General features: G+C 67.7%; 21 protein-coding genes. 11 read left to right on the top strand and 10 right to left on the bottom strand.

The features are described from left to right. Positions 1–95 precede the first annotated feature (95 nt). Positions 96–1,142, top strand: a complete 1,047-nt coding sequence (pyrC, locus tag ACP7AI_RS00105) for a dihydroorotase (protein WP_426162717.1) — start codon at positions 96–98, stop codon at positions 1,140–1,142. A gap of 8 nt (positions 1,143–1,150) precedes the next feature. Continuing rightward, positions 1,151–1,462, top strand: coding sequence for a DUF1905 domain-containing protein (locus tag ACP7AI_RS00100; protein ID WP_426162714.1), 312 nt, complete (start codon positions 1,151–1,153; stop codon positions 1,460–1,462). On the opposite strand, the gene gpmA is transcribed toward ACP7AI_RS00100, so the two are convergent. The 3 genes from gpmA to ACP7AI_RS00085 form a co-directional block, all read right to left on the bottom strand. Continuing rightward, on the bottom strand, positions 1,463–2,143 hold the full coding sequence (gene gpmA, locus ACP7AI_RS00095; RefSeq protein ID WP_426162712.1) for a 2,3-diphosphoglycerate-dependent phosphoglycerate mutase: 681 nt from the start codon (positions 2,141–2,143) through the stop codon (positions 1,463–1,465). It abuts the gene before it with no gap. An 82-nt stretch (positions 2,144–2,225) separates the two neighbouring features. Continuing rightward, on the bottom strand, positions 2,226–3,155 hold the full coding sequence (locus tag ACP7AI_RS00090; protein ID WP_426162710.1) for an alpha/beta fold hydrolase: 930 nt from the start codon (positions 3,153–3,155) through the stop codon (positions 2,226–2,228). Between the two features lie 107 nt (positions 3,156–3,262). Continuing rightward, complete coding sequence (locus ACP7AI_RS00085) at positions 3,263–4,573, bottom strand: M20/M25/M40 family metallo-hydrolase (RefSeq protein WP_426162708.1); 1,311 nt, start codon at positions 4,571–4,573, stop codon at positions 3,263–3,265. 100 nt (positions 4,574–4,673) lie between these two features. Here ACP7AI_RS00085 and ACP7AI_RS00080 point away from each other — a divergent pair, with 100 nt between their 5' ends. Continuing rightward, a complete protein-coding gene (locus ACP7AI_RS00080) occupies positions 4,674–5,783 on the top strand; it encodes a P1 family peptidase (RefSeq protein WP_426162706.1) in 1,110 nt (369 codons plus the stop codon). 2 nt (positions 5,784–5,785) lie between these two features. Here the strand turns inward: ACP7AI_RS00080 and ACP7AI_RS00075 are convergent, their stop codons facing one another. After that, a complete protein-coding gene (locus tag ACP7AI_RS00075; protein WP_426162704.1) occupies positions 5,786–6,883 on the bottom strand; it encodes an NADH:flavin oxidoreductase/NADH oxidase in 1,098 nt (365 codons plus the stop codon). A gap of 135 nt (positions 6,884–7,018) precedes the next feature. On the opposite strand from ACP7AI_RS00075, the gene ACP7AI_RS00070 reads away from it, so the two are divergent. Together ACP7AI_RS00070 and ACP7AI_RS00065 are read left to right on the top strand one after the other, a co-directional pair. Further along, a complete protein-coding gene (locus ACP7AI_RS00070; RefSeq protein WP_426162702.1) occupies positions 7,019–8,920 on the top strand; it encodes a flavin-containing monooxygenase in 1,902 nt (633 codons plus the stop codon). Then, complete coding sequence (locus tag ACP7AI_RS00065; protein ID WP_426166518.1) at positions 8,869–9,621, top strand: haloacid dehalogenase type II; 753 nt, start codon at positions 8,869–8,871, stop codon at positions 9,619–9,621. The genes ACP7AI_RS00070 and ACP7AI_RS00065 overlap by 52 nt, the downstream gene beginning before the upstream one ends. A gap of 76 nt (positions 9,622–9,697) precedes the next feature. Here the strand turns inward: ACP7AI_RS00065 and infA are convergent, their stop codons facing one another. Continuing rightward, the gene (infA, locus tag ACP7AI_RS00060; protein ID WP_152576140.1) at positions 9,698–9,958 is read right to left on the bottom strand and encodes a translation initiation factor IF-1; all 261 of its coding nucleotides are present in this window, start codon (positions 9,956–9,958) and stop codon (positions 9,698–9,700) included. A gap of 9 nt (positions 9,959–9,967) precedes the next feature. Then, the gene (locus ACP7AI_RS00055) at positions 9,968–10,174 is read right to left on the bottom strand and encodes a cold-shock protein (protein WP_310525142.1); all 207 of its coding nucleotides are present in this window, start codon (positions 10,172–10,174) and stop codon (positions 9,968–9,970) included. Between the two features lie 235 nt (positions 10,175–10,409). Between ACP7AI_RS00055 and ACP7AI_RS00050 the strand changes: the two genes are divergently transcribed. The 4 genes from ACP7AI_RS00050 (at position 10,410) to ACP7AI_RS00035 (ending at position 14,690) form a co-directional block, all read left to right on the top strand. Then, complete coding sequence (locus tag ACP7AI_RS00050) at positions 10,410–11,519, top strand: S-(hydroxymethyl)glutathione dehydrogenase/class III alcohol dehydrogenase (protein WP_426162699.1); 1,110 nt, start codon at positions 10,410–10,412, stop codon at positions 11,517–11,519. Positions 11,520–11,691: 172 nt separating this feature from the next. Beyond that, the gene (gene fghA / locus ACP7AI_RS00045; RefSeq protein ID WP_426166516.1) at positions 11,692–12,516 is read left to right on the top strand and encodes an S-formylglutathione hydrolase; all 825 of its coding nucleotides are present in this window, start codon (positions 11,692–11,694) and stop codon (positions 12,514–12,516) included. A gap of 440 nt (positions 12,517–12,956) precedes the next feature. Continuing rightward, a complete protein-coding gene (locus tag ACP7AI_RS00040) occupies positions 12,957–13,397 on the top strand; it encodes a hypothetical protein (protein WP_426162697.1) in 441 nt (146 codons plus the stop codon). Positions 13,398–13,505: 108 nt separating this feature from the next. Next, a complete protein-coding gene (locus tag ACP7AI_RS00035) occupies positions 13,506–14,690 on the top strand; it encodes a CaiB/BaiF CoA transferase family protein (RefSeq protein ID WP_426162695.1) in 1,185 nt (394 codons plus the stop codon). Here the strand turns inward: ACP7AI_RS00035 and ACP7AI_RS00030 are convergent. Next, positions 14,687–16,240 carry an FAD-binding oxidoreductase gene (locus ACP7AI_RS00030; RefSeq protein WP_426162693.1) on the bottom strand — a complete coding sequence of 518 codons (1,554 nt, stop codon included), beginning with the start codon at positions 16,238–16,240 and terminating at the stop codon, positions 14,687–14,689. The two genes, ACP7AI_RS00035 and ACP7AI_RS00030, sit on opposite strands and share 4 nt — an antisense overlap. A 136-nt stretch (positions 16,241–16,376) precedes the next feature. Here ACP7AI_RS00030 and ACP7AI_RS00025 point away from each other — a divergent pair, with 136 nt between their 5' ends. Next, positions 16,377–19,172, top strand: a complete 2,796-nt coding sequence (locus ACP7AI_RS00025; protein ID WP_426162691.1) for a M16 family metallopeptidase — start codon at positions 16,377–16,379, stop codon at positions 19,170–19,172. Between the two features lie 119 nt (positions 19,173–19,291). Then, positions 19,292–20,017: a hypothetical protein gene (locus ACP7AI_RS00020; protein WP_426162689.1), complete on the top strand. Its 726-nt coding sequence runs from the start codon at positions 19,292–19,294 to the stop codon at positions 20,015–20,017. A gap of 72 nt (positions 20,018–20,089) precedes the next feature. Here the strand turns inward: ACP7AI_RS00020 and ACP7AI_RS00015 are convergent, their stop codons facing one another. From ACP7AI_RS00015 to purE, 3 genes are read right to left on the bottom strand one after another with little or no spacing between them, the layout of a single operon-like run. Then, positions 20,090–21,340 (bottom strand): TCR/Tet family MFS transporter, encoded by a 1,251-nt coding sequence (locus ACP7AI_RS00015; protein ID WP_426162687.1) that lies wholly within the window; start codon positions 21,338–21,340, stop codon positions 20,090–20,092. A 20-nt stretch (positions 21,341–21,360) separates the two neighbouring features. Beyond that, positions 21,361–22,419: a 5-(carboxyamino)imidazole ribonucleotide synthase gene (locus ACP7AI_RS00010; protein ID WP_426162685.1), complete on the bottom strand. Its 1,059-nt coding sequence runs from the start codon at positions 22,417–22,419 to the stop codon at positions 21,361–21,363. Continuing rightward, entirely contained in the window at positions 22,416–22,883 is a 468-nt protein-coding gene (gene purE, locus ACP7AI_RS00005; protein WP_426166514.1) for a 5-(carboxyamino)imidazole ribonucleotide mutase, read from the bottom strand. The genes ACP7AI_RS00010 and purE overlap by 4 nt, the downstream gene beginning before the upstream one ends. Positions 22,884–23,223: the final 340 nt, after the last annotated feature.

The following is a 23,223-nucleotide window of genomic DNA, read 5'->3' as shown; positions in this document are numbered from 1 at the left end:
AATGACAACATTCCTGTATAAATCCGTCAAATCGACCGGTTGCCGCGTGCCGGCCCCGGCGCTAACCCGGCGCCAGCCCTCGTTGGAATTCCGCCATGACCGCCGCCACGCCGCCGACCGCCAGCACCTTGACGCTCCGCCGGCCCGACGACTGGCACGTCCATCTGCGCGATGGCGCCATGCTCGGCGCCGTCGTCGGCCACACCGCGCGGCAGTTCGCCCGCGCCATCGTCATGCCCAATCTGAAGCCGCCGGTAACGACCGCCGCGGCCGGCGCCGCCTATCGCGACCGCATCCTGGCGGCGCTGCCGCCGGGCAGCGACTTCACGCCGCTGATGACCTGCTACCTGACCGACGGCATCGATGCCGACGAGATCGCCCGCGGCCATGCCGAGGGCATCTTCACCGCCGCCAAGCTGTACCCGGCCAATGCCACGACCAATTCGGCGCATGGCGTCACCGATGTCCGCCACATCCGCGCCGCGCTCGACACCATGCAGCGCATCGGCATGCCGCTGCTCGTCCATGGCGAAGTCACCGATGCCGATGTCGACATCTTCGACCGCGAGGCGGTGTTCATCGACCGCACCCTCGCTGGCCTGGTGCGCGACTATCCGGCGCTGAAGATCGTCTTTGAACACATCACCACCGCCGAGGCCGCGGCCTTCGTCGAGGCCGCGCCGGCCACCGTCGCCGCCACGATCACCCCGCACCATCTCGCCATCAACCGCAATGCCATGTTCGAAGGCGGCATCCGCCCCCACCTTTACTGCCTGCCGGTGCTGAAGCGCGAGACGCACCAGCAGGCGCTGCGCCGGGCGGCGACCTCGGGCAACCCGAAATTCTTCCTCGGCACCGATTCCGCGCCGCACGCCGCCCCGACGAAAGAAACCGCCTGCGGCTGCGCCGGCATGTTCAACGCGCCGTTTGCGCTCGAAAGCTATGCCCGCACCTTCGAGGAGGAAGGCGCGCTCGACCGGCTGGAGGGCTTTGCCAGCGAGTTCGGCCCGGCCTTCTACGGCTTGCCGCGCAACACCGGCACGGTTGCGCTGGAACGCGCACCGGTCACGGTGCCCGACCGTGTCGGTGACGTGGTGCCGTTCCTCGCCGGTGAAACGCTCGACTGGCGGTTCGCCGGCTGACGATCGTCATGGGTGACGGCACCATTCTGGCAGTCGTCACCTTCGACGCCGTGGTCATCAGCTGGCGCGGCCCGGCGCCGTTCCTGTTCGCGCCAGTGCCCGACGCGCATTTTGGCGAAATCCGCTTCGCCGCGCACGAGGCCAGCTATGGCTGGGGCGTGGTGCCGGTGACGGCGACCATCGGCGCCACCACGTTCACGACCTCGCTGTTTCCGCGCAATGGCGGCTATCTGCTGCCGATCAAGGTCGCCGTGCAACGCGCCGAAGGCATCGGCGCGGGCGACGCGATCCGCGCCACGATCGCGATCAGCGCGCGCTGATCAATCGAGATAGCGCCGCCCCAGCGCCGTCAAATCGTCGGCCAGCTCATAGACCATCGGCCGCCCGGTCGGAATCTCCTCATGGACGATATCATCGTCCGAAATGCCCGACAGATGCTTGACGAGCGCGCGCAGCGAATTGCCATGCGCGGCGATGATCACCCGCTTGCCCGCCTGCAGTTCCGGCACGATCGCGCTTTCCCAATAGGGCAGCACCCGGGCGATCGTGTCCTTCAGGCTTTCGGCGTCGGGGATGGCGATGCCGGCATAGCGGCGGTCGCCGGCCAGGTCATATCGGGAGCCTCGCGCCAGTGGCGGCGGCGGCACGTCGAAGCTGCGGCGCCAGATCTTGACCTGGTCCTCGCCATGCTGCGCCGCGGTCTCGGCCTTGTTCAGCCCGGTCAGCCCGCCATAGTGCCGCTCGTTGAGCTGCCAATTCTTGGTGACCGGCAGCCATAGCCGGCCCATCGCCTCCAGCGCCAGGTTGAGCGTCTTGATCGCCCGCGACTGCACGCTGGTGAAGGCGATGTCGAAGTCGAGGCCCGCCGCCTGCATGGCGACCCCCGCCGCCGTCGCCTCGGCCACGCCCTGTTCGGTCAGGCCGACATCCCACCAGCCGGTAAAGCGGTTTTCGAGATTCCAGGCCGACTGGCCGTGGCGAAGGAGGACGAGGCTGGGCATGGACGCTCCGGTGATTGTGCGCCGCCGCTTTGCCAGTTGCCGCGGCCCGAGCGCAAGCCATCGCCGCACGTGCCGACCCCGGTCATCCGGCAAGCGCCAGGATCGCCGCCGCCACCGCGCCCGGGTGAACATGGTGGATCATGTGGCCGACATCGGGCAGCGGCTTGCCCGCCGCCGTGGAAACCTCGTCGACAAGGCGCGCCGATTGCCCCGATTGTTTCACCAGCTTGTCGCCGTCGCCCCACAGCACCACGATCGGCAGCTTGAGTTCGCCGTAACGCTCGGCCAGCCGTGCGGCATTGGCCGGCATCTGGGCACCGTCTTCCGCCGACGCGCGCACCTGCCCCGGCCGCAGAATCAACCCGAAGGGCATTCCATCGCGAAAGCCCGGCGTCACCGATGCCGGTGAAAAGACGAGCTTGTTGCCGAGCGGACCGATGAGCCGCGACTGCACGGGCGCCCAGGCGTCGGTGAACACCCGCCCGAGAAGCGGCACCTCGGCGATGTTCAACAGCATCGCGTCGGGCCGGGCGGTCGGGTAGTAGTAGCCGGCGAGCAGCGCCAGCGCCTTCACATCGCCGGGCCGGGCCAGCGCCCAGGCGATGGCGACCAGCGTCCCCCAGCTATGCCCGACGACGATCGGCTGCGTGACGCCAAGGCGCTCGGCCGCGGTTGCCAACAACGCCGCCTGCGCCTCAGCCGTCCAGTCCCGGCCCTCCGGTCGCGCGGTATAGCCATAGCCCGGACGATCGAAGGCGATGACGCGATGGCCTGTCGCCAGGCGCTCTACCAGCCCAGCCGCGATGAAATCCTGCACCAGCGAGCCGTTGCCGTGGATGAGCACGATGGGATCGCCGGTGCCGCCGCTGTCGGTGTAATGGACGGTGACGCCGTCGACCTCGATGACGTCACCGACCGGCGGATATTCGGCCTCGGCCGCCACCGCTGCACCGTGGTTCAGCACCGCGGCTGCCGCCAGCGCCGCCACGCCACCGGCAACCCAGGGTGCCATCGATCCTCGTTGTCCTGCCATGTCCGTCACCTTCGCCTTGCTCGGGGAAAGCCATGCAACCCGGCCCTGGCGGTCGGGGTTCCCGGTGACGGGCGGGCGTCGAGGCGCTAGCCGGGGAAAAACGCCCCCGCGACGCCGGGATACACCACAGGGCTGGCCGTCCCGTCCGCCCCGACCGCCGACACGCCGAAGAACCAGGTGTCGATGTCGATGCCCTTCAGCGTCAGCGTGGTTTCACCGGCCGGCACGTCGCGGCTGTTGGTCCAGGCCGGCGATGTCGTCGGGCGCCACCAGACCCGGTACTTCGCCGCGGCCGGCACCGGCTTCCAGCTGATCTTCGTGTCGGGCGACACCTGGCCCTCGATCGTCACCCCGGCCGGCGTGGCGGGTGCCGTCGCCAGCGCCGCCAGCGCCGTGATATTGAGCGTCGTCACCTTGGCGAGATAGGCGAAATCGACGCCCGAGATCAGGTCGCCATAGGCGCGGGCGCCTTCCGTGCGGACATTCTGGTGCTGCCGATCGTAATTCTCCTGCCGCTCGGTGATGCGCACCGCCGGATAGCCGGCCTGCAGCATCGGCACCTGGTCGCCGCCGCGGCCGAAGCGATCGGTGCGATAGACCTGCTCGACGGCGATCCCCGCCTTGCCCTGCAGGCCGGCGATATAGCGCGACAGGTTGCGCGCCGGGCTGTCGACCTCGCCGCCGTTATAGCGGCGGCGGTTGGCCTCCTCCGGCGTCTCGGTCGCCCGGGTGCCTTCCGAAAACACCCGCACCGTCTTGTCGTCGCGGGCGCCGCCCGACCCCGTCGCGTTGCCGATAATGTCGTTGTTGAGCACGGCCTGGACCTGCCAGCCCTTGGCCTTCGCCGTTTCGGCGAGCAGCCCGCCGCCGAACAATCCCTGTTCCTCGCCCGACAACACCGCAAAAACGATGGTCGCCGGGAATTTCTGCTTCGACAGCACCCGCGCCGCCTCGATCACCGCCGCGGTGCCCGAGCCATCGTCATTGGCGCCCGGCGCATCGCCGACGGCATCGAGCGGATCGGAATTGCGGCTGTCGATGTGCCCCGAGATGATGACGACGCGATTGGGGTCGCTGGTGCCCGGCAGGATGGCCATGACGTTGACGATCTCGGTCGGCACCGGCACCCGGGCGCCCGACACCGTCTTGGCCGGCGTCTCGATGACCAGGCAGCCGCCACAGTCCTTGGAAAACGCGGCGAATCGCGACGCGGCATAGCGGCGGGCGGCGCCGATGCCGCGCGTTTCGGATTTCGTGTCCGACAGGGTATGGCGGGTGCCGAAGCCGACCAGCCGGGTGATCGTCGCCTTCAATTCGGCCTGGGACACGGGTACCGGCGCCGCCTGCACCGCCCCCGATGCAAGCAAGATGGCAAGACCCGGTGCAAGACGGCGCATTTTGATCGACCCCTGATGTGATGCCCCGGACTGCCACGCGCCGCCGGGGCTGGCAACCGGGCAGCGGATGACCCTATCGTCGCGCCCGAAGGGAATTGCCATGCTGCCGATCATTGCCGTGCTCGCTGCCGCGGTCGCCACCGCACCTGCCGAGACTCCCGGCGACCGGCCGCGCTTCCGCGAGGCCGGCCTTGCCGTCGGCGCGCTGCCGACAGGGCCGCTGAACGCCATCACCGATGTTCCCGGCGTCAGGGTGGGCCAGGTCACCCGACAGGACGGCGACCGGATCCGCACCGGCGTCACCGCGATCGTCCCCCATCCCGGCAATGTGTTTCAGGACAAGCTGCCCGCCGCCTTCTATCGCGCCAACGGCTTCGGCAAATTCGCCGGATCGCCGCAGATCGACGAGCTGGGCGAGATCGAGACGCCGATCGTGCTGACCAACACGCTGAACGTCGCCGAAGGCATCGCCGCCACCGTCGAATGGACGCTGGCCCAGCCGGGCAACGCGGCGGTGCGGTCGGTCAACGCCGTTGTCGGCGAAACCAACGACAGCTATCTCAACGACATTCGCGGCCGGCACGTGACCAAGGCGGACGTTACCGCCGCCATCGCCGCCGCGGCGTCCGGGCCGGTGGCGGAAGGCAGCGTCGGCGCCGGCACCGGCACCCAGGCCTTTCAGTTCAAGGGCGGCATCGGCACCAGCTCGCGCCGGCTGGCGAGCGGCTGGACGGTGGGCGTGCTCGTCCAGACCAACTACGGCGGGCGTCCGACGATCCTGGGCGTGCCGATCCCGCCGGCGCCGGCGCGCACCGCCGACATCACGACCAGCGTCGGCGGCTGCTCGATCGTGATGATCGTCGCCACCGATGCGCCGCTGTCGGACCGCAATCTCGGCCGGCTGGCCAAGCGCGCCATCGTCGGCCTGGCGCGCACCGGCAGCATCATGGAAAACGGCTCGGGCGATTTCGTGCTGGCGTTCTCGACTGCCGCCGAGGTCCGCCGCACGCCGGCCCGCCGCACGGCGGTGGCGACGGTCGCCGACGTGCCCAACGACGGCATGAACGACCTGTTCGTCGGCGTCGCCGATGCCACCGAGGAAGCGATCTACAACGCGATGTTCAAGGCGACCGCGGTCACCGGCAACGGCCACCGGCTGGAGCCGATCGACCTGAGGACGGCAATCCCGCTGTTGAAGGGCCGTCGCTGAAGTCAGCCTTCGAACAGGGCCTTCAGCCCGCGTGGCTGGCAGCGCAGATACTGGTTCGACGCGTGCACGCTCGCCCCCAGTTTCGCCGCCGCATGCCAGGGCCAGCGCGGGTCGTAAAGGATCGTCCGCGCCAGTGCGATCATGTCGGCGTCGCCGGTGCCGATGATGGCCTCGGCCTGCTCGGGCTCGGTGATCAGGCCGACGGCGATGACGGGAATGCCGACCGCGGCCTTGATCGCCCGCGCCAGCGGCACCTGATAGCTCGGGCCGACCGGGATTTTCTGCAGCGGCGACAGGCCGGCGCTCGACACATGGATCGCAGCGCAGCCCCGGGCCTCGAGCGCGCGGCAGAATTCGATGCTCTGTTCGATATCCCAGCCGCCATCGACCCAGTCGGTACCCGACAGCCGCACCGTCACCGGGCGATCGGCGGGGAACGCCGCGCGCACCGCGTCGAACGCCTCCAGCGGGAATCGCATGCGGTTTTCAAGGCTGCCGCCATAGTCATCGGTCCGCCGGTTGCTGAGCGGCGACAGAAACTGGTGCAGCAGATAGCCGTGGGCGGCGTGGATCTCCACGAGGTCGATGCCCAGCCGCGCCGACCGACGCGCCGCCTCGACAAAGCCGTCGCGCACCCGCGCCAGCCCGGCGGCATCGAGCGCGGTCGGCGCGTTCTCGCCATCGGCATAGGCGAGGCCCGACGCCGACACCGTCTGCCAGCCGTTCGGCGCATCGGGCGCGATCTGCGCGCCGCCGACCCAGGGCAGGTCGGTCGAGGCCTTGCGCCCGGCGTGCGCCAGCTGGATCGCCACCGGCATCGGCGAGTGGCGGCGGATGCTGGCGAGGACTTTGCCAAGCGCCGCCTCGGTCGCATCGTCGTACAGACCGCTGTCGGCATAGGAAATGCGCCCTTCCGGCACGACCGCCGTCGCCTCGATGACCAGCAGCCCGGCGCCGGATTGCGCGAGGTTGCCGAGGTGCATCACATGCCAGTCGGTCAGGCAGCCATCGACGGCCGAATACTGGCACATCGGCGCGATGACGATGCGGTTGGCGAGCGTCAGGTCGCCGATGGCGATGGGCGTGAACAGTTTCGGCATGGGGCAGGCTTTCGATGGGGCCGGTCGATTAGGGGTGGCGACGGGCCGGCGTCAACGATCGCCCCCAATTAGGCAGGTGGACAGCCACCGCCGCGCCTCCATAATCGCCGGCAAAACAGTCTTCGGGGAATTTGCATGGCCGAACCGTTCAGCGACAGCGAAGCCGACATTGCCGCCCGGCTGGAACCGGTGAACATTCCGGCGCTGCTGGCGACGCTGATCCATTTCACCGGCAATGCCGATCACCTCGACGACTTTCCGCTCCCGGTCACCGATGTCAGCACCTGGGGCGATGAAAACGGCGGCATTCCGCCCGAAAAGCAGGCCGAGGCCCGCGCCCTGGCGGCCCGGCATCTCGCCCGCTGGCGCGACGCCGGCTACCCCGCCCTGCCCCGCCCGCCGGCGGCTGCCGTCGATCGCGCCATGCATTTCGTCGCCGGCGGCCAGGTGCCGGCCGAATATACCGACCTGCTGACCAGCGAATTGCATCTCGACGGCACGCCGACGGCCAGCGGCATCACCATCGACGCGCCGGCGAAAGCCAGGGCCGAATTCCCCGTCGTCGTCATCGGGGCCGGCATGTCGGGCCTGCTCGCCGGCATCGCGCTGAAAGAAGCCGGCATCCCCTTCACCATCATCGATGCGCAGGATCGCGTCGGCGGCACCTGGACCGCCAACCGCTACCCGGGCGTCCGCGTCGACACGCCCAACCACCTCTACAGCTATTCCTTCGAGCCGGCGCATGAATGGCCCTACCGCTATTCGACCGGCGACGTGCTGCAGGATTATTTCGAGCGCATCGCCACCAAATACGGCCTGCACCGGCACATCCGCTTCCGCACCCGGGTGGAAGGCGCGACCTGGGACGGCCGCGCCTGGCAGGTGACGCTCGACAGCGGCGAGACCCTGCCCGCCCGCGCCGTGATCAGCGCCGTCGGCCAGCTCAACACCCCGAAACTGCCCGACATCGCGGGCGTCGGCAGCTTTGCCGGCCCGGCCTTTCATTCGGCGCAGTGGGACGCGAGCGTCGACCTGAAGGGCAAGCGCGTCGCCGTCATCGGCACCGGCGCCAGCGCCTTCCAGATCGTCCCCGAGATCGCCGGCGATGTCGCGTCGCTCGCCATCTTCCAGCGCACCCCGCCCTGGCTGCTGCCGAGCGCCGTCTATCACGACAAGGTCCCCGACGGCGTCCGCTGGGCGCTGCAGCACATGCCCTTCTACGCCAACTGGAACCGCTTCGGGCTGTTCTGGAGCCTGACCGAATTCCTGCGTCCCGCCGTGGCGCGCACCGACGGCTGGAACCAGCCCGGATCGCTGTCGCAGATGAACGCCGACCTGCGCCTGCTGCTCGAAGGCGCGCTGGCGGCGCAGCTCGGCGACCGGCCCGACCTGCTGGCGAAATCCATCCCGCCCTATGCCCCGGGCGGCAAGCGCATGCTCGTCGACAACGGCGTCTGGGCGGCGGCGCTGAAGCGCGACAATGTCGAGCTGATCACCGATCCCATTGCCGCGATCGAAGCCGGCGGCGTTCGCCTCGCCTCCGGGCAATTGGTGGCGGTCGATGTCATCATCTACGCGACCGGCTTCACCGCGTCCGAATTCCTGGTGCCGATGCACATCATCGGCGAAAACGGCATCGACCTGCGCACGATATGGGATGGCGACGCCCGCGCCTATCTCGGCATGACGGTGCCCGGATTTCCCAATTTCTTCATGATCTACGGCCCCAACACCAACATCGTCGTCAACGGCTCGATCGTGTTCTTTTCGGAATGTTCGGTCCGCTACATCATGGGCTGCATCAAGCTGCTGATCGAGGAGGGCAAGACGTCGCTCGAGCCGCGTCCCGACGTGACCGCCGCCTTCAACGACAAGGTCGATGCCGAAAACGCCCGCATGGCCTGGGCCGCGCCGGACGTGAACAGCTGGTACAAGAATGCCAAGGGTCGGGTGGCGCAGAACTGGCCGTTCGCACTGGTCGATTACTGGAACGCGACGCGGACGCCCGCAAAGGCCGATTTCGAGGTGACACCCTGACACCCCGGGCGCTCGCCTTCGACGTGTTCGGCACGGTCGTCGACTGGCGGTCGAGCATTGCCCGCGCCGCCGCCCCGGTGCTGGCCGCGGCCGGGCGCGACGATGTCGACGCGTTCGCCTTCACCGACCAGTGGCGCCGGCGCTATTTCCTGATGATGCGCGACGCCGGCAGATCGACGCGCGGCTTCGTCAAGCTCGACGTGCTGCACCGTGAGATGCTCGATGCCGTGCTCGCCGACATCGGCGTCGAACTCGGCGAGGCGGAGCGCCAGACGCTGACGCTGGCCTGGCACACCCTCGACCCCTGGCCCGACAGTGTCGAGGGGCTGACCCGGCTGAAACGCCGTTTCCCGATCGTCACCTGCTCCAACGGCCATATCGCGCTGATGGTCGCCATGGCACGCCACGCCGGCCTGCCCTGGGATGCCATCCTGGGCGCCGAGATCGCCGGCGCCTACAAGCCGGCAAAGATCGCCTATCAGGCGACCGCGGCGGCACTCGACATCGCGCCAGGTGAACTCTGCCTCGTCGCCGCGCACCACGGCGACCTGGCGGCGGCCCGGGCCGCCGGGCTGATCTGCGCCTTCGTGCATCGCCCGCTGGAATATGGCGGCGCGCCGGCGCCCGACCTCGCCTATGAGGCCGCGTGGGAATATCGGTCGACGAGCCTGCTCGACCTGGCGGATCTGCTGGGCTGCTGAGCCACAACAAAAAAGGGCGTGGGGACCGGCCCCACGCCCTTTTTCCGAATTCCGGATCACCAAGGATCCAGCCGTGTCAGCGCCGGAAAAACCGCCTCTGGTTCATCGGCATGGGCGCTGTCTTCTCGCGGAAGACGATGCGACCCTTGTCGAGATCATAAGGCGTCATTTCGACATGAACCCGGTCGCCGACAATGGACCTGATGCGGTTCTTGCGCATCTTGCCCGCCGTATAGGCGATGATTTCATGTTCGTTTTCCAACCGTACGCGAAAACGGCCGTCGGGCAGGATCTCGGCGATCACGCCCTCGATCTTGATAACCTCTTCTTTCGGCATAAGCGCGTCTTAGGCCATCGAAAGATTGACAGCCGAAGCGCGGCCCTGGCGATCGTTCTCGAGATCGAAAACAACCTTGGCGCCTTCGGCGAGGTCGGAAAGACCGGCACGCTCGACGGCCGAAATGTGGACGAAGACGTCCTTGGAAGCGCCATCGGGAGCAATGAAGCCATAACCCTTGGTGGCGTTGAAGAATTTGACTGTGCCAGTGGCCATGTCAGTAACCTTTAAGTTCGTTTAGAAATTTCGCCGGAAACAGTCCGGCAAAATGCTTGTTGGACCGTTCGGTCGAAGAGGGGGCCGAAGCACCGCGGATCGCTTGCAGGCACCTTCGCGCCAGCGGCCAATGCGCGTCTTTTGACGAAAAAGCAAGCTTGGCGAATTCTTGATGTGCGATTCTGCGACGTTTCGCGCTAGGAACGCGCCCGAACACCAAGCAGGAACCGCCCCGATGAAGACCCGCGCCGCCGTCGCCTTTGCGCCGAAAACGCCCCTCGAAATCGTCGAGGTCGATCTCGACGGCCCGCGCGCCGGCGAAGTCCTCGTCGAGATCATGGCCACCGGCATCTGCCACACCGACGCCTATACATTGGACGGCCTCGACAGCGAGGGGCTGTTCCCGTCGATCCTCGGCCATGAAGGCGCCGGCATCGTCCGCGAGATCGGCCCCGGCGTCACCAGCGTCGCGGTCGGCGATCATGTCATCCCGCTCTACACCCCCGAGTGCCGCCAGTGTAAGTCGTGCCTCAGTGGCAAGACCAACCTGTGCACCGCGATCCGCGCCACGCAGGGGAAGGGCCTGATGCCCGACGGCACCAGCCGTTTCAGCTACAAGGGCCAGATGCTGCACCATTACATGGGCTGCTCGACCTTCTCAAACTTCACCGTGCTGCCCGAAATCGCGGTCGCGAAGATCCGCACCGACGCGCCGTTCCAGACCAGCTGCTACATCGGCTGCGGCGTCACCACCGGCGTCGGCGCCGTCGTCAACACCGCCGATGTGCGGCCCGGCGACAATGTCATCGTCTTCGGGTTGGGCGGCATCGGCCTCAACGTGCTGCAGGGCGCGCGCATGGCCGGCGCCAACCTCATCATCGGCGTCGACATCAACCCGGCGCGGGAAGAATGGGGCAAGCGTTTCGGCATGACGCATTTCGTCAACCCGAATACGGTGGAGGGCGATCTCGTGGCCCACCTCGTGGCGCTGACCGACGGCGGCGCCGACTATACCTTCGATTGCACCGGCAACACGACGGTGATGCGCCAGGCGCTGGAGGCCTGCCACCGCGGCTGGGGCACCAGCATCATCATCGGCGTCGCCGAGGCCGGCAAGGAAATCAGCACCCGCCCGTTCCAGCTGGTGACGGGGCGCAACTGGCGCGGCACCGCGTTCGGCGGCGCCAAGGGCCGCACCGACGTGCCCAAGATCGTCGACTGGTACATGACCGGCAAGATCGAGATCGACCCGATGATCACCCATGTCCTGACATTGGACGAGATCAACAAGGGCTTCGACCTGATGCACGCCGGGGAAAGCATCCGCTCGGTCGTGGTGTTCTGACCATGGTGTCGCATAAATCTTACCTCTCCCGCCTGCGGGAGAGGTCGACTCGTCCGCTTGGACGAGCGGGTGAGGGTGTCCTTCCAGTTGCCGCGCGAGCAAACACCCTCACCCGGCGCGCTGGCGCGCGTCTCGCCTCTCCCGCAGGCGGGAGAGGGGCAGCATGACCCCCATGGAAAACCTCTCCTCTACCGCCTGCCATGGCGGCCGCCAGTCCTTCCATTCGCACGCCAGCACCAGCACCGGCACGACGATGAAGTTCGGTGTCTTCACCCCACCCGGACAAGGCCCCTTCCCCGTCCTCTGGTGCCTCGCCGGCCTGACCTGCACGGAAGAAACCTTTGCCATCAAGGCCGGCGCGCAAGCGTTCGCCGCCGAACTCGGCCTGATGCTGGTCACGCCCGATACCAGTCCGCGCGGCGAAGGCGTCGCCGACGACCCGGCGTACGACATGGGCCAGGGCGCCGGCTTCTACCTCGACGCCACCGAAGGTCCCTGGGCGCCGCACTATCGCATGCGCAGCTGGCTGATCGACGAGCTGCCCGGCATCATCGCCGCCGATTTCCCCGCCGACCTGGACCGCCAGTCGATCACCGGTCATTCGATGGGCGGCCATGGCGCGTTGACCCTCGCGCTGAAACACCCCGGCCGCTTCCGCAGCGTCTCCGCCTTCGCGCCGATCGTCGCCCCCACCCAAGTGCCCTGGGGGCAAAAGGCACTGCCGCTCTACCTTGGCGACGACCCGGCCGCCTGGGCCGCCCACGACGCCGTCGCGCTGATCGAAGCCGGCGCCCGCGTCGCCGAACTGCTGGTCGATCAGGGCCTCGCCGACAATTTCCTCGAAAGCCAACTGCAGCCCAAACGCCTCGAAGCCGCCTGCACCGCCGCCGGCATCCCGCTGACCCTGCGCCGCCACGCCGGCTACGACCACAGCTATTGGTTCATCCAGAGCTTCGTCGCGGACCATCTGCGCTGGCATGCGGCGCGGCTTTCGTGAGGCTGCAGGCACGCGAGCTTGGGGTCGGTTCGCCGCAGTCACGCCGAGCGAGCGCACCTGCATTACCCTCTCCCGCCTGCGGGAGAGGCGACTCGGCGCCTCCGCCGAGCAGTGAGGGTGTTCTTCTCGCTTCGAGGCACCGGAACACCCTCACCCGGCGCGCTGGCGCGCGTCTCGCCTCTCCCGCAAGCGGGAGAGGGATTGACATTTATCTCCTATTTGGTTATAACAGCGAGCATTTCGCTCTTTGACATCGTGAGTATCGGAAATATTCCCCGGCGAAGATATATCTTTGCCGCGTGCATATCCCAAAGTGAGTGACTTTCGAGACTTTTGGAGGATTTGGTCATACTGGCTCAAGCCCGCTCTCGACCATTTGCGGTCGCTGCGGCCATCGACCAAATATCGGCTACTTGGATACGGCTTAGAAGGTGTGTCTCGTGGAGTTTCCCGACGGTCTGCTCGACCTTTATCTCACTAATATCGGCGAACCGGCCGACAACCAATTGCGGATCATCGTGGCAGAAGGTCTGCTCGGCGAGCCAACCAAGATCGACTTTGATGGCGTTGATTTGGGTGAAGGGCGACCGATTATCCTAACGGACGCAGGCCGGTGTTACGAACTCCGCTGGGATAACTACGTGGCCTATGCAGTTAGGAATGAGAGCTTTTGGAAAGCCGAACCAAGCGAGCCGTCCTGCATTAATATGTTGGAGCGGCGTTTCAACTCGGCATTCCTTCGGTATGTGTCGGAGACGACATTCGCGGACGACGAGTATCCGGGACCACTGGAGCACTGGTCGCTAACCACGCTCAACCACTGCGTGGATGTAGTGAGCGTCGGTCCACCGCGGGTGGTGCCGAGTGGGTCAAGAAATTGAATGCTTAGACGAGGTCTTCGTCTGCTCCCCACCCAACGCTAACGATACCCCCAACGCGGCGAAGTCGCCGATGTTTACCTTTCCCACCGTCCCCGCTACCCCTCGCCCATGTTCCCGCTCCACGGTCTCAAGGTCATCGACCTGTCGTCGGTCATCTTCGGCCCTTATTGCGCGCAATGGTTCGCCGATCTCGGCGCCGACGTCGTCAAGCTGGAGGCGCCCGAGGGCGATTCCACCCGCCAGACCGGCCCCGGTCTCGAACCCGGCATGGCGGCGCTGTTCCTCGGCAGCAATCGCGGCAAGCGTGGCCTTGTCCTCGACCTGAAGACCGCGGACGGCCAGGCGGCGCTGCACCGGCTGCTCGAAACCGCCGATGTGCTGCTGCACTCGATCCGACCGCAGAAACTCGCCGGCCTCGGCCTCGATCCCGCCGCCACCTGCGCCCGCCATCCCCGCCTGGTGTTCGCCGGCATGCACGGTTTCGGCGCCGCCGGCCCCTATGGCGGCCTGCCGGCGTACGACGATGTCATCCAGGGCATGTCGGGCATCGCCGACCTGATGTCGCAGTCGACCGGGTCCCCACGCTACATGCCGACGATCATCGCCGACAAGGTGTCGGGGCTGACGGCGGGCCTCGCCATCCTCGCCGCCATCGTTCGCCGCCAGACGACGGGCAAGGGCGGCTTTGTCGAAATCCCGATGTTCGAGACGCTGGTGGCCTTCAACTTCGTCGAGCATTTCTACGGCCATCATTTCGATCCGCCGCTGGGGCCATTGGGCTATCCGCGGGTCATGGCGCCGTGGCGCCGGCCGCTCGCCACCGCCGACGGCCATGTCTGCATGATGGCCTATACCGATGCCCATTGGCGAGGGTTTTTCACGGTCGCGGACGCCGCCCAGCACCTCGACGATCCGCGCTTCGCCAGCATCAGCACCCGGACGACGCACATCGACGCCATTTATGGTTTGGCCGGCGATCTGGTGCGCCACAGGACGACAGCGGACTGGCTGAAGCTGCTGGAAGCCGCACAGGTCCCCTGCGCCCCGGTGATCCCGCTCGATGCGCTGGAAACCGACCCGCACCTTGCCGCCACCGGATTTTTCACCCGCATCGACACCCCGGCGGGCCCGCTGCGCTATCCCGGCGTACCGGTGCTGTTCGACGGCGAACGCCCCGCGGTCAGCGCGCCGCCGCATCTCGGCGAGCATACGGAACAGATATTGGCCGAGGCGGGCTTCACCCCCGAGGACATCGCCGCGCTGCTCGCCAGCCGGGCCGCACGCCAGGCCTAGAGCCCCAGCGCGCCGAGATTGAGGATCCCCCTGGGATCGAGCGCCGCCTTGATCGCCCGCAGCAAGGCGACACTCGCCGCGTCACGGGTCTCCAGATAGGGATAGGTCTTGCCGATCTGGAAATGCACGCCGCCGTGCGCCTGCATGATCGCGATGACGCCGGTGCGCAGCCGGTCGACCGCCGCCGCGGCCGCGTCATTGGCCGGATAGGCCGGCAGCCCCGCCAGGTGATCGGCCGGCGCCATGCGATCATGGTAGATCGTCCGCGCATCGGGCCAATAGAAGGTCGGTTCGTACAGGAACCCCGAATTGACCGTCATGAACATGCCGCCGTTGACGATGCCATGCGCGTCGAGATCGACGCGGTTCGCCGCCCAATAGGCCTGCAGCGCGCCGTGAAACGCCGGCACCCGGTCGTGCGGCAGCAGCGTGTGCACCGGCACCCAGCGCTCACCCCTGGGCCCCAGCACATTGGTCAGCGGGGCAAAGGGCATGCCACGCACCACGGTCGGCACGGTATTGGCGATTTCGCTGCCGTGCGCCGCGGCGATGCGCTTCACGACGGCAATCCGGGCCCGGGCGTCGGCGGCATCGACGCCCTCGACGCTCCAGTGCGCGACATAGCTCGCCGCCTTCAGGTCGCGGTCGCCGGCGATCGCCATCCGGGCGAGGCTCTTCATGCCGCTGGCCACCGACGATGCCGATTTCATCACGCTGGCGGCGATCTCCGCCTTGGCCCCGACGCCGGCCTGGCGGCCGAGCTGCCCCTGTTGCAGCGTCGCATCGAGGGCGAAATTCTCCTCGAGCACATTTTCCAGCCCGACCAACCGCATCGCCGCGTGCAGCGCGTCGAAGTCGGCAAAGCTGAAACTCGCCGCCTCGAAGGCCGGCTGGCGACGGGTGAGGCGCAAGGTGACGCGAGCCTTTACCCCGAGCGCGCCGCAATCGCCGGTGAACAGCCCGGCCAGGTCGGGGCCGAAATGCCGGAAGAATGCCGCGCCGCCGCCGGTCGCCAGCAGGTCGCCGGTGCCGGTCACCACCTCGATGGCGACCAGGCTTTCGGCCGAAACGCCGGTGCCATGGCTGACGCTGTGCTGCGACATCGACCCGGCGATCGTCGCCGCCAGCCCCGAAAACGGCCCCCAGAACGGCGTGCGCAGCCCGCGCGGCTTCAGCGCCTCGTACAGATCGGCCCAGGTGACGCCGGCCTCCACCGTCACCACGGCATTGGTCTCGTCGATGGCGATCGCCTTCAGCCGGACGGTGTCGATGGTCACCCCGCCCGGCCGGCTGTGGATGTAGCCGTCGGTATAGCTGGCACCGCCACCACGTACCGTGACGGCGGCGCCCGCCGCCGCACAGGCCGAGACGACTGCCTGCAACTCGGCAACCGTGCCGGGGCGAACGACGGCGACCGGGATCTCTCCGGCGCGATAGCAATCGGTGCCGGCAAAGCGCCGGTCGTCGTCCCCCGTCAGCACATGATCGCTGCCGATCGCCGCCGCCAGGGCATCGATCAGGTCGGGCGCAGTGCGGAGCAATGTTGCCATGACAGGGCCTTTCGATGCGGCATGATGCCCGTCGACCGCGCCGCTGCCAAGTCCGGGCGCCGCATTCATCCGCCGGTCATTGGCATCGGGCCAGCAACGAGACTAAACCCGCATATCATCGCATCCCGGAGACCCCATGCGCCTGTCGATCGTCGCGGCCCTGCTGCTCGCTACTCCCCTCGCCGGCCCCGTGCTGGCCCAGCCGTCGACCAGCGCGCCGGCCCCGGCGCCGGTCGCCGCGCTGGTCAGGTCGGTCGACATCCCGCACCAGGATTTCACCCTGGCCAACGGGTTGCGCGTCATCGTCCACACCGACCGGAAGGCGCCGATCGTCGCGGTCAGCGTCTGGTACCATATCGGATCGAAGGACGAACCCGTCGGCAAGACCGGCTTTGCCCATCTGTTCGAGCATCTGATGTTCGGCGGCAGCGAGAACAACAAGGGATCGTACATCAAGACGCTGGAGGGCATCGGCGCCACCCAGCTGAACGGTACCACCTGGTTCGACCGCACCAACTATTTCCAGAACGTCCCCACCCCGGCGCTGGAGCTGGCGCTCTATTATGAATCCGACCGCATGGGCCATCTGCTCGGCGCGGTCACCCAGGAACAGCTCGATGTCCAGCGCGGCGTCGTCCAGAATGAAAAGCGCCAGGGCGATAACGACCCGCTCGGCCTGACCGAATATGCCAAGCTGAAGGCGCTGTTTCCGGAAGGGCACCCGTATCGCCATTCGACCATCGGCAGCATGGCCGATCTCGACGCCGCCAGCATGGACGATGTGCGCAGCTGGTTCCGCGCCAACTATGGCCCGAACAACGCCGTGCTGGTGCTCGCCGGCGATATCGACGTGGCAACCGCGCGGCCGCTGGTTGAAAAATACTTTGGCGACATCGCCAAGGGGCCGGCGGTCACCCGCTATCCGGCGCCGGTGCCGAAGTGGACGACGACCCGCCGCGAGTCGATGTACGACCAGATCCCGACCCCCCAGCTGTCGCGGCTCTGGGTCATTCCCGGCCGTACCGATGCCGCGGCGCCGCTTGTCGACGTGGCGCTGACGGTGCTCGCCGGCGGCAGCAGCTCGCGCCTATACAATGATCTCGTCCGCGACAAGAAGCTCGCCGTGGCGGTGTCGGGGGGGGCCCAGGCATTCGAAAAGAACAGCCAGGCCAGCATCGACGTCACGGTCGCCAAGGGCGTCGACCCGGCCGCTGTCGAGGCGCGCATCGACGCGATCGTCGCCGATTTCCTGAAGAACGGCCCGACCGCCGATGAAGTCACCCGCGTCGCCACCCGCAATGTCGCCGGCACCATCCGCGGCCTCGAATCCGTCGGCGGTTTCGGTGGCAAGGCCGTCGCGCTCGCCGAGGGCGCGGTTTATGCCGACGATCCGGATTTCTACAAGGTCGAGTTGGCGCGCTATGCCGATGCGACCCCCGCCAGCGTCGCTGCCGCCGCGCGGACCTGGCTGGCGCGCGGCGACTATCGCCTGACTGTCCTACCCGGCAAGCGCGAGCTCGCCGAGGCCGCCGCGCCGGTCCGGCCCAAGCCGGCGACCGCCGCGCCGATCGCGATCAAGCCGCGCGACCCGGCGCCGCCCGTCGGTGGCTCGCCATCGCTCAGCGTCGCCAGTGTCGAGCGCGCCACCCTGTCGAACGGCCTGAAAATCGAGCTGGCGCGCCGCGAGACCATCCCGGTCGTGCGGTTGCTGCTGTCCTTCGACGCCGGCTTTGCCGCCGATGACCGCAGCAAATTGGGCGTCCAGGGCCTGGGGCTCAGCCTGCTCGACGAAGGCGCCGGCACGTTGACCGGGCCGCAGATCGCCGAGGCCCGCGAACGCCTGGGCGCCGGCATCGGCGCCAGCGCCGGGCAGGATCGCACCCGGCTGACGCTCGACGCGTTGAAGCCCAACCTGCCGGCCAGCCTGGCGCTGTTCGCCGACATCGTGCAGCGGCCGACATTCGATGCCGCCGAATTGGAACGCGTCCGCGGCCAGACCCTGACCGGGATCGCGCAGGAACTGGCCGACCCCAATGGCATCACCCGCCGGTTGCTGCCGGTGGCGCTATACGGTGCCGCCCACCCCTATGGCGTGCCGTCGTCGGGCAGCGGCACGCCGGAAGGCGTCGGCGCCGTGACCCGCGCCGATCTTATCGCCTGGCACAAGCGCTGGATCCGGCCCGACAACGCGACCTTCTTTGTGGTCGGCGACATCAGCATGGCCGAGCTGAAGCCGCTGCTCGAGGCGAGTTTCGGCAAATGGGCGCCCGATCCGGCGGTGGTCAAGGGCAGCCGCAGCTTTCCGGTCGTGCCGACGCCCAAGGGGGCGCGCATCATCCTGATCGATCGCCCCGGCAGCCCCCAGAGCTTCATCCGCGGCGGCGTCGTGCTGCCGATCAAGGGCCGCGAAGATCCGATCGCGCTGCGCGCCGCCAACGACATCCTGGGCGGCCTGTTCAGCTCGCGGCTCAACATGGACCTGCGCGAGGAAAAGTCATGGGCCTATGGCGTCGGCTCGGGCATCAGTGACGTCGAGGATCAGGTGTCCGCCCAGATCACGGCGCCGGTACAGGCCGATCGCACCGGCGATTCGATCGCCGCGATGATTGCCGATGTGAAGGCGTTGACGGCCGGCAAGCCGATCGACCAGGCCGAGCGCGACAACAGCATCGAAAACACCGTCCGCTCGCTGCCCGGCGATTTCGAAAGCGGCGCCGCACTCCTCGGCGCCATCGAAAAGAACGCCGTCTACGGCCGCGGCGACGATTATTACGGAAAGCTGGTGCCGCGCCTGCAGGCGCTGACGCCGGCCCAGCTGAACGACGCCGCGCGGATCTTGTCGACCGACAATTTCACCTGGATCGTCGTCGGCGACCGGACGCTTGTCGAGCCGCAGCTGAAAAAGCTCGGCCTGCCCGTGGAGGTGCGCTGACCCGCGCCGCCGGCGCGATGAACCGACACGATGCGACCATTTCTGTCGTTTCCATGCAAGCAGCGTAGCGCCCTTACCGTTAGGGTAGCGGCCTCCTACTGGCTAACAGGATGTCGGTCATGGCAACGATTGTGGCAGGCGCGCGTGGTCGGCCCCGCCAAGATCGCCTGTTTTTCGGCGGTGCCGCGCTGGCGTTGGTGCTGGTCACGTTCGTCGGCTTTGCCCCGACCTATTACCTGGCATCGGCCTTCCATGCCCCGGCGCTGAGCCCGCTCGTCCATCTGCACGGCATCGCCTTCAGCGCCTGGATCCTGCTGTTCGCCGCACAATCGGCCCTCATCGCCAGCCGGCGAACCGACCTGCATCGCCGTGCCGGGATGTTCGGCGCTGCCCTTGCCCTGTTCGTGCTCGGGCTCGGCATCGTCGTCGCGATCGAAGGCGCCCGGCACGGCGGCGGCGGGCCCCAGCGCAACCAGCCGGTGTTCCTGATCAACCCGCTTACCAACATCCTGTTGTTCGGCGGCCTTTTCGCCACTGCCATTCTCTGGCGTCGCGATGCCGGGCTGCACAAGCGCCTCATGCTGCTGGCGACGGTGGCACTCGCGGTCACGCCGCTGGCGCGCCTGTCGCGAATGTTGGGCAGCCCCTATCCGCCCCCGATCGGTGGCATGTTGCTAAGCGACCTGTTCGTGATTGCGCTGATGATGTTCGACTATCGCACCCGCGGCCGCCTGCATCCGGCCACTGCCTGGGCCGGGGGGATCATGCTGGTATCGCAGCCGCTGCGGGTCTTCGTCAGCCACACGCCGGCATGGCAAGGTCTTGCGACGATGATCATCGGCTGAACAACGCGTCGCCGGGCCGCCGCCAGTCGGGGCCTCTGCGGACGGACGTCGGGCTGGTCGTCGTGAACCTGGTCACTCTGCTGCTGCTCGGGCGTTCGTAGCGCCGGCGCCCATCGCAACGGCGCGAAAGAATGTGACCAGGGTCAGGACGCTGAAGACCGCCGCCAGCACGAACGGCGCGCCCGGCAGATAGAAGGGTGCGCCGGGGCTGGAAAAATAGGCGAAGCTGCCGGTCATCACCGGCGGCCCCATGATGGAACTCAGGCTCTGGATGCTGCTGACTGCGCCTTGCAGCTCACCCTGTTCCGAAGGCGCGACGCCAGCCGACATCATGCCCTGCAATGAGGGGAAGACCAGGCCCTGCAGGGCCGCGACAGTGATGCCGACATACATCATCCAGCCAACCCCGGCGAAGGCGTAGATCAGATAGCCGCCGATACCCGAGAATACCCCGGCAATGACGATGTTGCGCGCGCCGTAGCGCGGGATCAGGCGGCGCGACAGCACACCCTGGACAAGCGCACCGGTGACGCCGACCGCCGCGAGGCTCCAGCCGACCTCACCCGGCGTCCAGTCGAAGCGTTCGATGCCGAAATAGCTCCACGTTGCGTACAGCGATTGGTAGCCCATGGTCCACAACAGCACCGTCAACGCCAGCATCAGCACGCGCGGATGCGCCGCGCGCAACCGCAGCAGCGCGCCGACCGGATTGGCGCGGCGCCATTCGAACCGCCGGCGGTTCTCGGGCTTCAGGCTTTCGGGCAGCACGAAATAGCCATAGGCGACATTGGCCAGCGCCAGCCCGGCCGCCAGCAGGAACGGCAACCGCGCATCATATTGGGCGACGATGCCGCCCAGCGCCGGCCCGATGATGAAGCCGAAGCCGAAGGCCATGCCGATCACCCCGAAATTGGGTGCGCGCTTTTCGGGCGGCGAGATGTCGGCGATATAGGCATAAGCGGTCGGGAATGAGGCCCCGGTCACACCGGCCACCAGCCGCGCGGCGATCAGCCAGCCGAGCGTCGGCGCGAAGGCCATCGCCAGATAATCGAGCCCGAACGCCGCCAGGCTGGCGAGCAGCACCGGCCGCCGACCGAACCGATCCGACAGCCCGCCGATGATCGGGCCGCAAACGAACTGGGTGATCGCGTAGAGAAACATGATCAGCCCGGCGACTTCGGCGGCGCCCGCCACGCTGCGCCCGGTCAGGCGGACAATGAGAGCCGGGAACACCGGTATGACGATACCGAAGCCAATGGCGTCGATCAGCACCGTGACGAACAGGAAGGCCAGCGCTCGCCTGGCGGAACGGTCCGCGGTCATCGTGCCAGTCTCGTCGCCGGTCACAGCCAGGTCACGTGCCCCATCTTGCGCCCAGGCTTGACCTCGCTCTTGCCATAGAGGTGCAGATGCGCGCGTCGGTCGGCGAGCAGCGTTGCCCAGTCATGGACATCGTCGCCGAGCAGGTTCTTCATCGTCACCGACCACGCGGTCAGTTCGGTGGAGCCGAGCGGCAGCCCGCAGACGGCGCGGATATGGTTTTCGAACTGGGACGCACGGGCACCCTCGATCGTCCAATGGGCGCTGTTGTGGACGCGCGGCGCCATCTCGTTGAAACGCGGGCCTTCGGCGGTCGCGAAGAACTCCAGCGTCAGCACGCCGACATGGTCGAGCGCGTCGGCGACCAGCCGGGCGAGCGCCGTGGCCGCCGGTGCCTGGGCAATGACCTCCGGCGGCGCCGGCACCGTCGATGTGTCGAGGATGCCCGCCACATGGCTGTTGTGCGGCACGTCCCAAACGACCACCTCGCCATCGGCACCGCGCGCCAGCACGACCGAAAACTCATGGCTGAAGGTCACCCAGGCCTCGAGGATTGCCGGCTGGCCGCGCATCGCTGCCCATGCGGCATCGGCATCACCGGGTGCCAGGATCCGGGCCTGGCCCTTGCCGTCATACCCCATTCGCCGGGTTTTGAGCACGGCCGGCAGGCCGATCTCGGCGATCGCCACGTCGAGGTCGGCGCGACTGTCGACGGCACGGTAGTCGGCCGGCCGGCCCCCCAGTGCCTCGACGAAGCGCTTTTCGGCAAGCCGGTCCTGCGCGACTTCCAGGCTGTCGGCGCCCGGATGCACCCTGACCTGCCGCGCCAGATGCCGGATGGCGGCGGTGTCGATATTTTCGAATTCGAAGGTCACGACGTCGACCGTGGCGGCAAAGCGATCGAGCGCCGCCAGGTCGCCATAGCCGGCACGCGTCACCGCCGCCGCGACATCGCCGGCGGGCAGTTCGTCCTCGGGTGCCAGCACATGGACGCGATAGCCCATGCTGGCCGCCGCCAGCGCCAGCATGCGACCGAGCTGGCCGCCGCCGAGGATGCCGATCGTCTTGCCGGGTTCGATCACGACAGGCCGGGTTCCGGGGTTTCGGCGACGCCGGCCGTCTGCGCCGCGCGCCAGGCCGTCAGCCGCTCGGCAAGCGCCGCATCGTTCAACGCCAGGATCGCAGCTGCCAGCAGGCCGGCATTGATCGCCCCGGCCTTGCCGATGGCGAGGGTGCCGACCGGGACGCCACCGGGCATCTGGACGATCGACAACAGGCTGTCCATGCCGCTCAACGCCTTGGATTCGACCGGCACGCCGAGCACCGGCAGCGCCGTCATCGCCGCCGCCATGCCGGGCAGATGCGCCGCCCCGCCGGCACCGGCGATGATGACTTTCAGCCCGCGGCCGGCGGCACCATTGGCATAGTCGTAAAGCCGCTGCGGGGTGCGATGGGCGCTGACGACCCGGCTTTCATGGGCAATGCCGAGCGCCGTCAGGATTTCCGAGGCATGGCTCATGGTGGCCCAGTCGGACGTCGATCCCATGATGATGCCGACGATCGGATCGTGCAACGCGGTGGCTCCCCCCAAGACAGGAAGCGGCGGACCTTAGGGGCGGCGCCGCAACAGGGCAACTGCCCTGCCGACGGATGTCGAAAAGCGCACGCATTCGCACACGAAAAGGGGGCCGCGGCTCGTGCCACGACCCCCGTTTCGCATGTTTCAGCCGGGGCTAGAAGGCGCCGGTGATCGAGAACACGACCTTGCCGTTGGAGATCGGGTCGCCGCCGGGGATCTGGAACTTTGAAAAGTTCGGCTGCAGGCGGAGATAGTCGAAGCTGGTGTCGCTGATGTCGGTGTCGACATAGGCGACGCCGAGCGTGAC

This window comes from Sandarakinorhabdus sp. DWP1-3-1 (assembly GCF_049896705.1).
GTDB lineage: Bacteria > Pseudomonadota > Alphaproteobacteria > Sphingomonadales > Sphingomonadaceae > Sandarakinorhabdus.
This window is presented reverse-complemented; position numbering and strand designations above follow the sequence as displayed.

Excerpts from the sequence above, each read along its gene's own strand:
- ACP7AI_RS00090 (WP_426162710.1), bottom strand. The coding sequence starts at position 3,155 with ATGGCACCCTGGGTTGCCGGTGGCGTGGCGGCGCTGGCGGCAGCCGCG.
- ACP7AI_RS00025 (WP_426162691.1), top strand. The coding sequence starts at position 16,377 with ATGCGCCTGTCGATCGTCGCGGCCCTGCTGCTCGCTACTCCCCTCGCC.
- pyrC (WP_426162717.1), top strand. The coding sequence starts at position 96 with ATGACCGCCGCCACGCCGCCGACCGCCAGCACCTTGACGCTCCGCCGG.
- gpmA (WP_426162712.1), bottom strand. The coding sequence starts at position 2,143 with ATGCCCAGCCTCGTCCTCCTTCGCCACGGCCAGTCGGCCTGGAATCTC.
- purE (WP_426166514.1), bottom strand. The coding sequence starts at position 22,883 with ATGGGATCGACGTCCGACTGGGCCACCATGAGCCATGCCTCGGAAATC.
- ACP7AI_RS00080 (WP_426162706.1), top strand. The coding sequence starts at position 4,674 with ATGCTGCCGATCATTGCCGTGCTCGCTGCCGCGGTCGCCACCGCACCT.
- ACP7AI_RS00075 (WP_426162704.1), bottom strand. The coding sequence starts at position 6,883 with ATGCCGAAACTGTTCACGCCCATCGCCATCGGCGACCTGACGCTCGCC.
- ACP7AI_RS00030 (WP_426162693.1), bottom strand. The coding sequence starts at position 16,240 with ATGGCAACATTGCTCCGCACTGCGCCCGACCTGATCGATGCCCTGGCG.
- ACP7AI_RS00100 (WP_426162714.1), top strand. The coding sequence starts at position 1,151 with ATGGGTGACGGCACCATTCTGGCAGTCGTCACCTTCGACGCCGTGGTC.
- infA (WP_152576140.1), bottom strand. The coding sequence starts at position 9,958 with ATGCCGAAAGAAGAGGTTATCAAGATCGAGGGCGTGATCGCCGAGATC.
- ACP7AI_RS00055 (WP_310525142.1), bottom strand. The coding sequence starts at position 10,174 with ATGGCCACTGGCACAGTCAAATTCTTCAACGCCACCAAGGGTTATGGC.
- fghA (WP_426166516.1), top strand. The coding sequence starts at position 11,692 with ATGGAAAACCTCTCCTCTACCGCCTGCCATGGCGGCCGCCAGTCCTTC.
- ACP7AI_RS00020 (WP_426162689.1), top strand. The coding sequence starts at position 19,292 with ATGGCAACGATTGTGGCAGGCGCGCGTGGTCGGCCCCGCCAAGATCGC.
- ACP7AI_RS00050 (WP_426162699.1), top strand. The coding sequence starts at position 10,410 with ATGAAGACCCGCGCCGCCGTCGCCTTTGCGCCGAAAACGCCCCTCGAA.
- ACP7AI_RS00035 (WP_426162695.1), top strand. The coding sequence starts at position 13,506 with ATGTTCCCGCTCCACGGTCTCAAGGTCATCGACCTGTCGTCGGTCATC.
- ACP7AI_RS00015 (WP_426162687.1), bottom strand. The coding sequence starts at position 21,340 with ATGACCGCGGACCGTTCCGCCAGGCGAGCGCTGGCCTTCCTGTTCGTC.
- ACP7AI_RS00070 (WP_426162702.1), top strand. The coding sequence starts at position 7,019 with ATGGCCGAACCGTTCAGCGACAGCGAAGCCGACATTGCCGCCCGGCTG.
- ACP7AI_RS00085 (WP_426162708.1), bottom strand. The coding sequence starts at position 4,573 with ATGCGCCGTCTTGCACCGGGTCTTGCCATCTTGCTTGCATCGGGGGCG.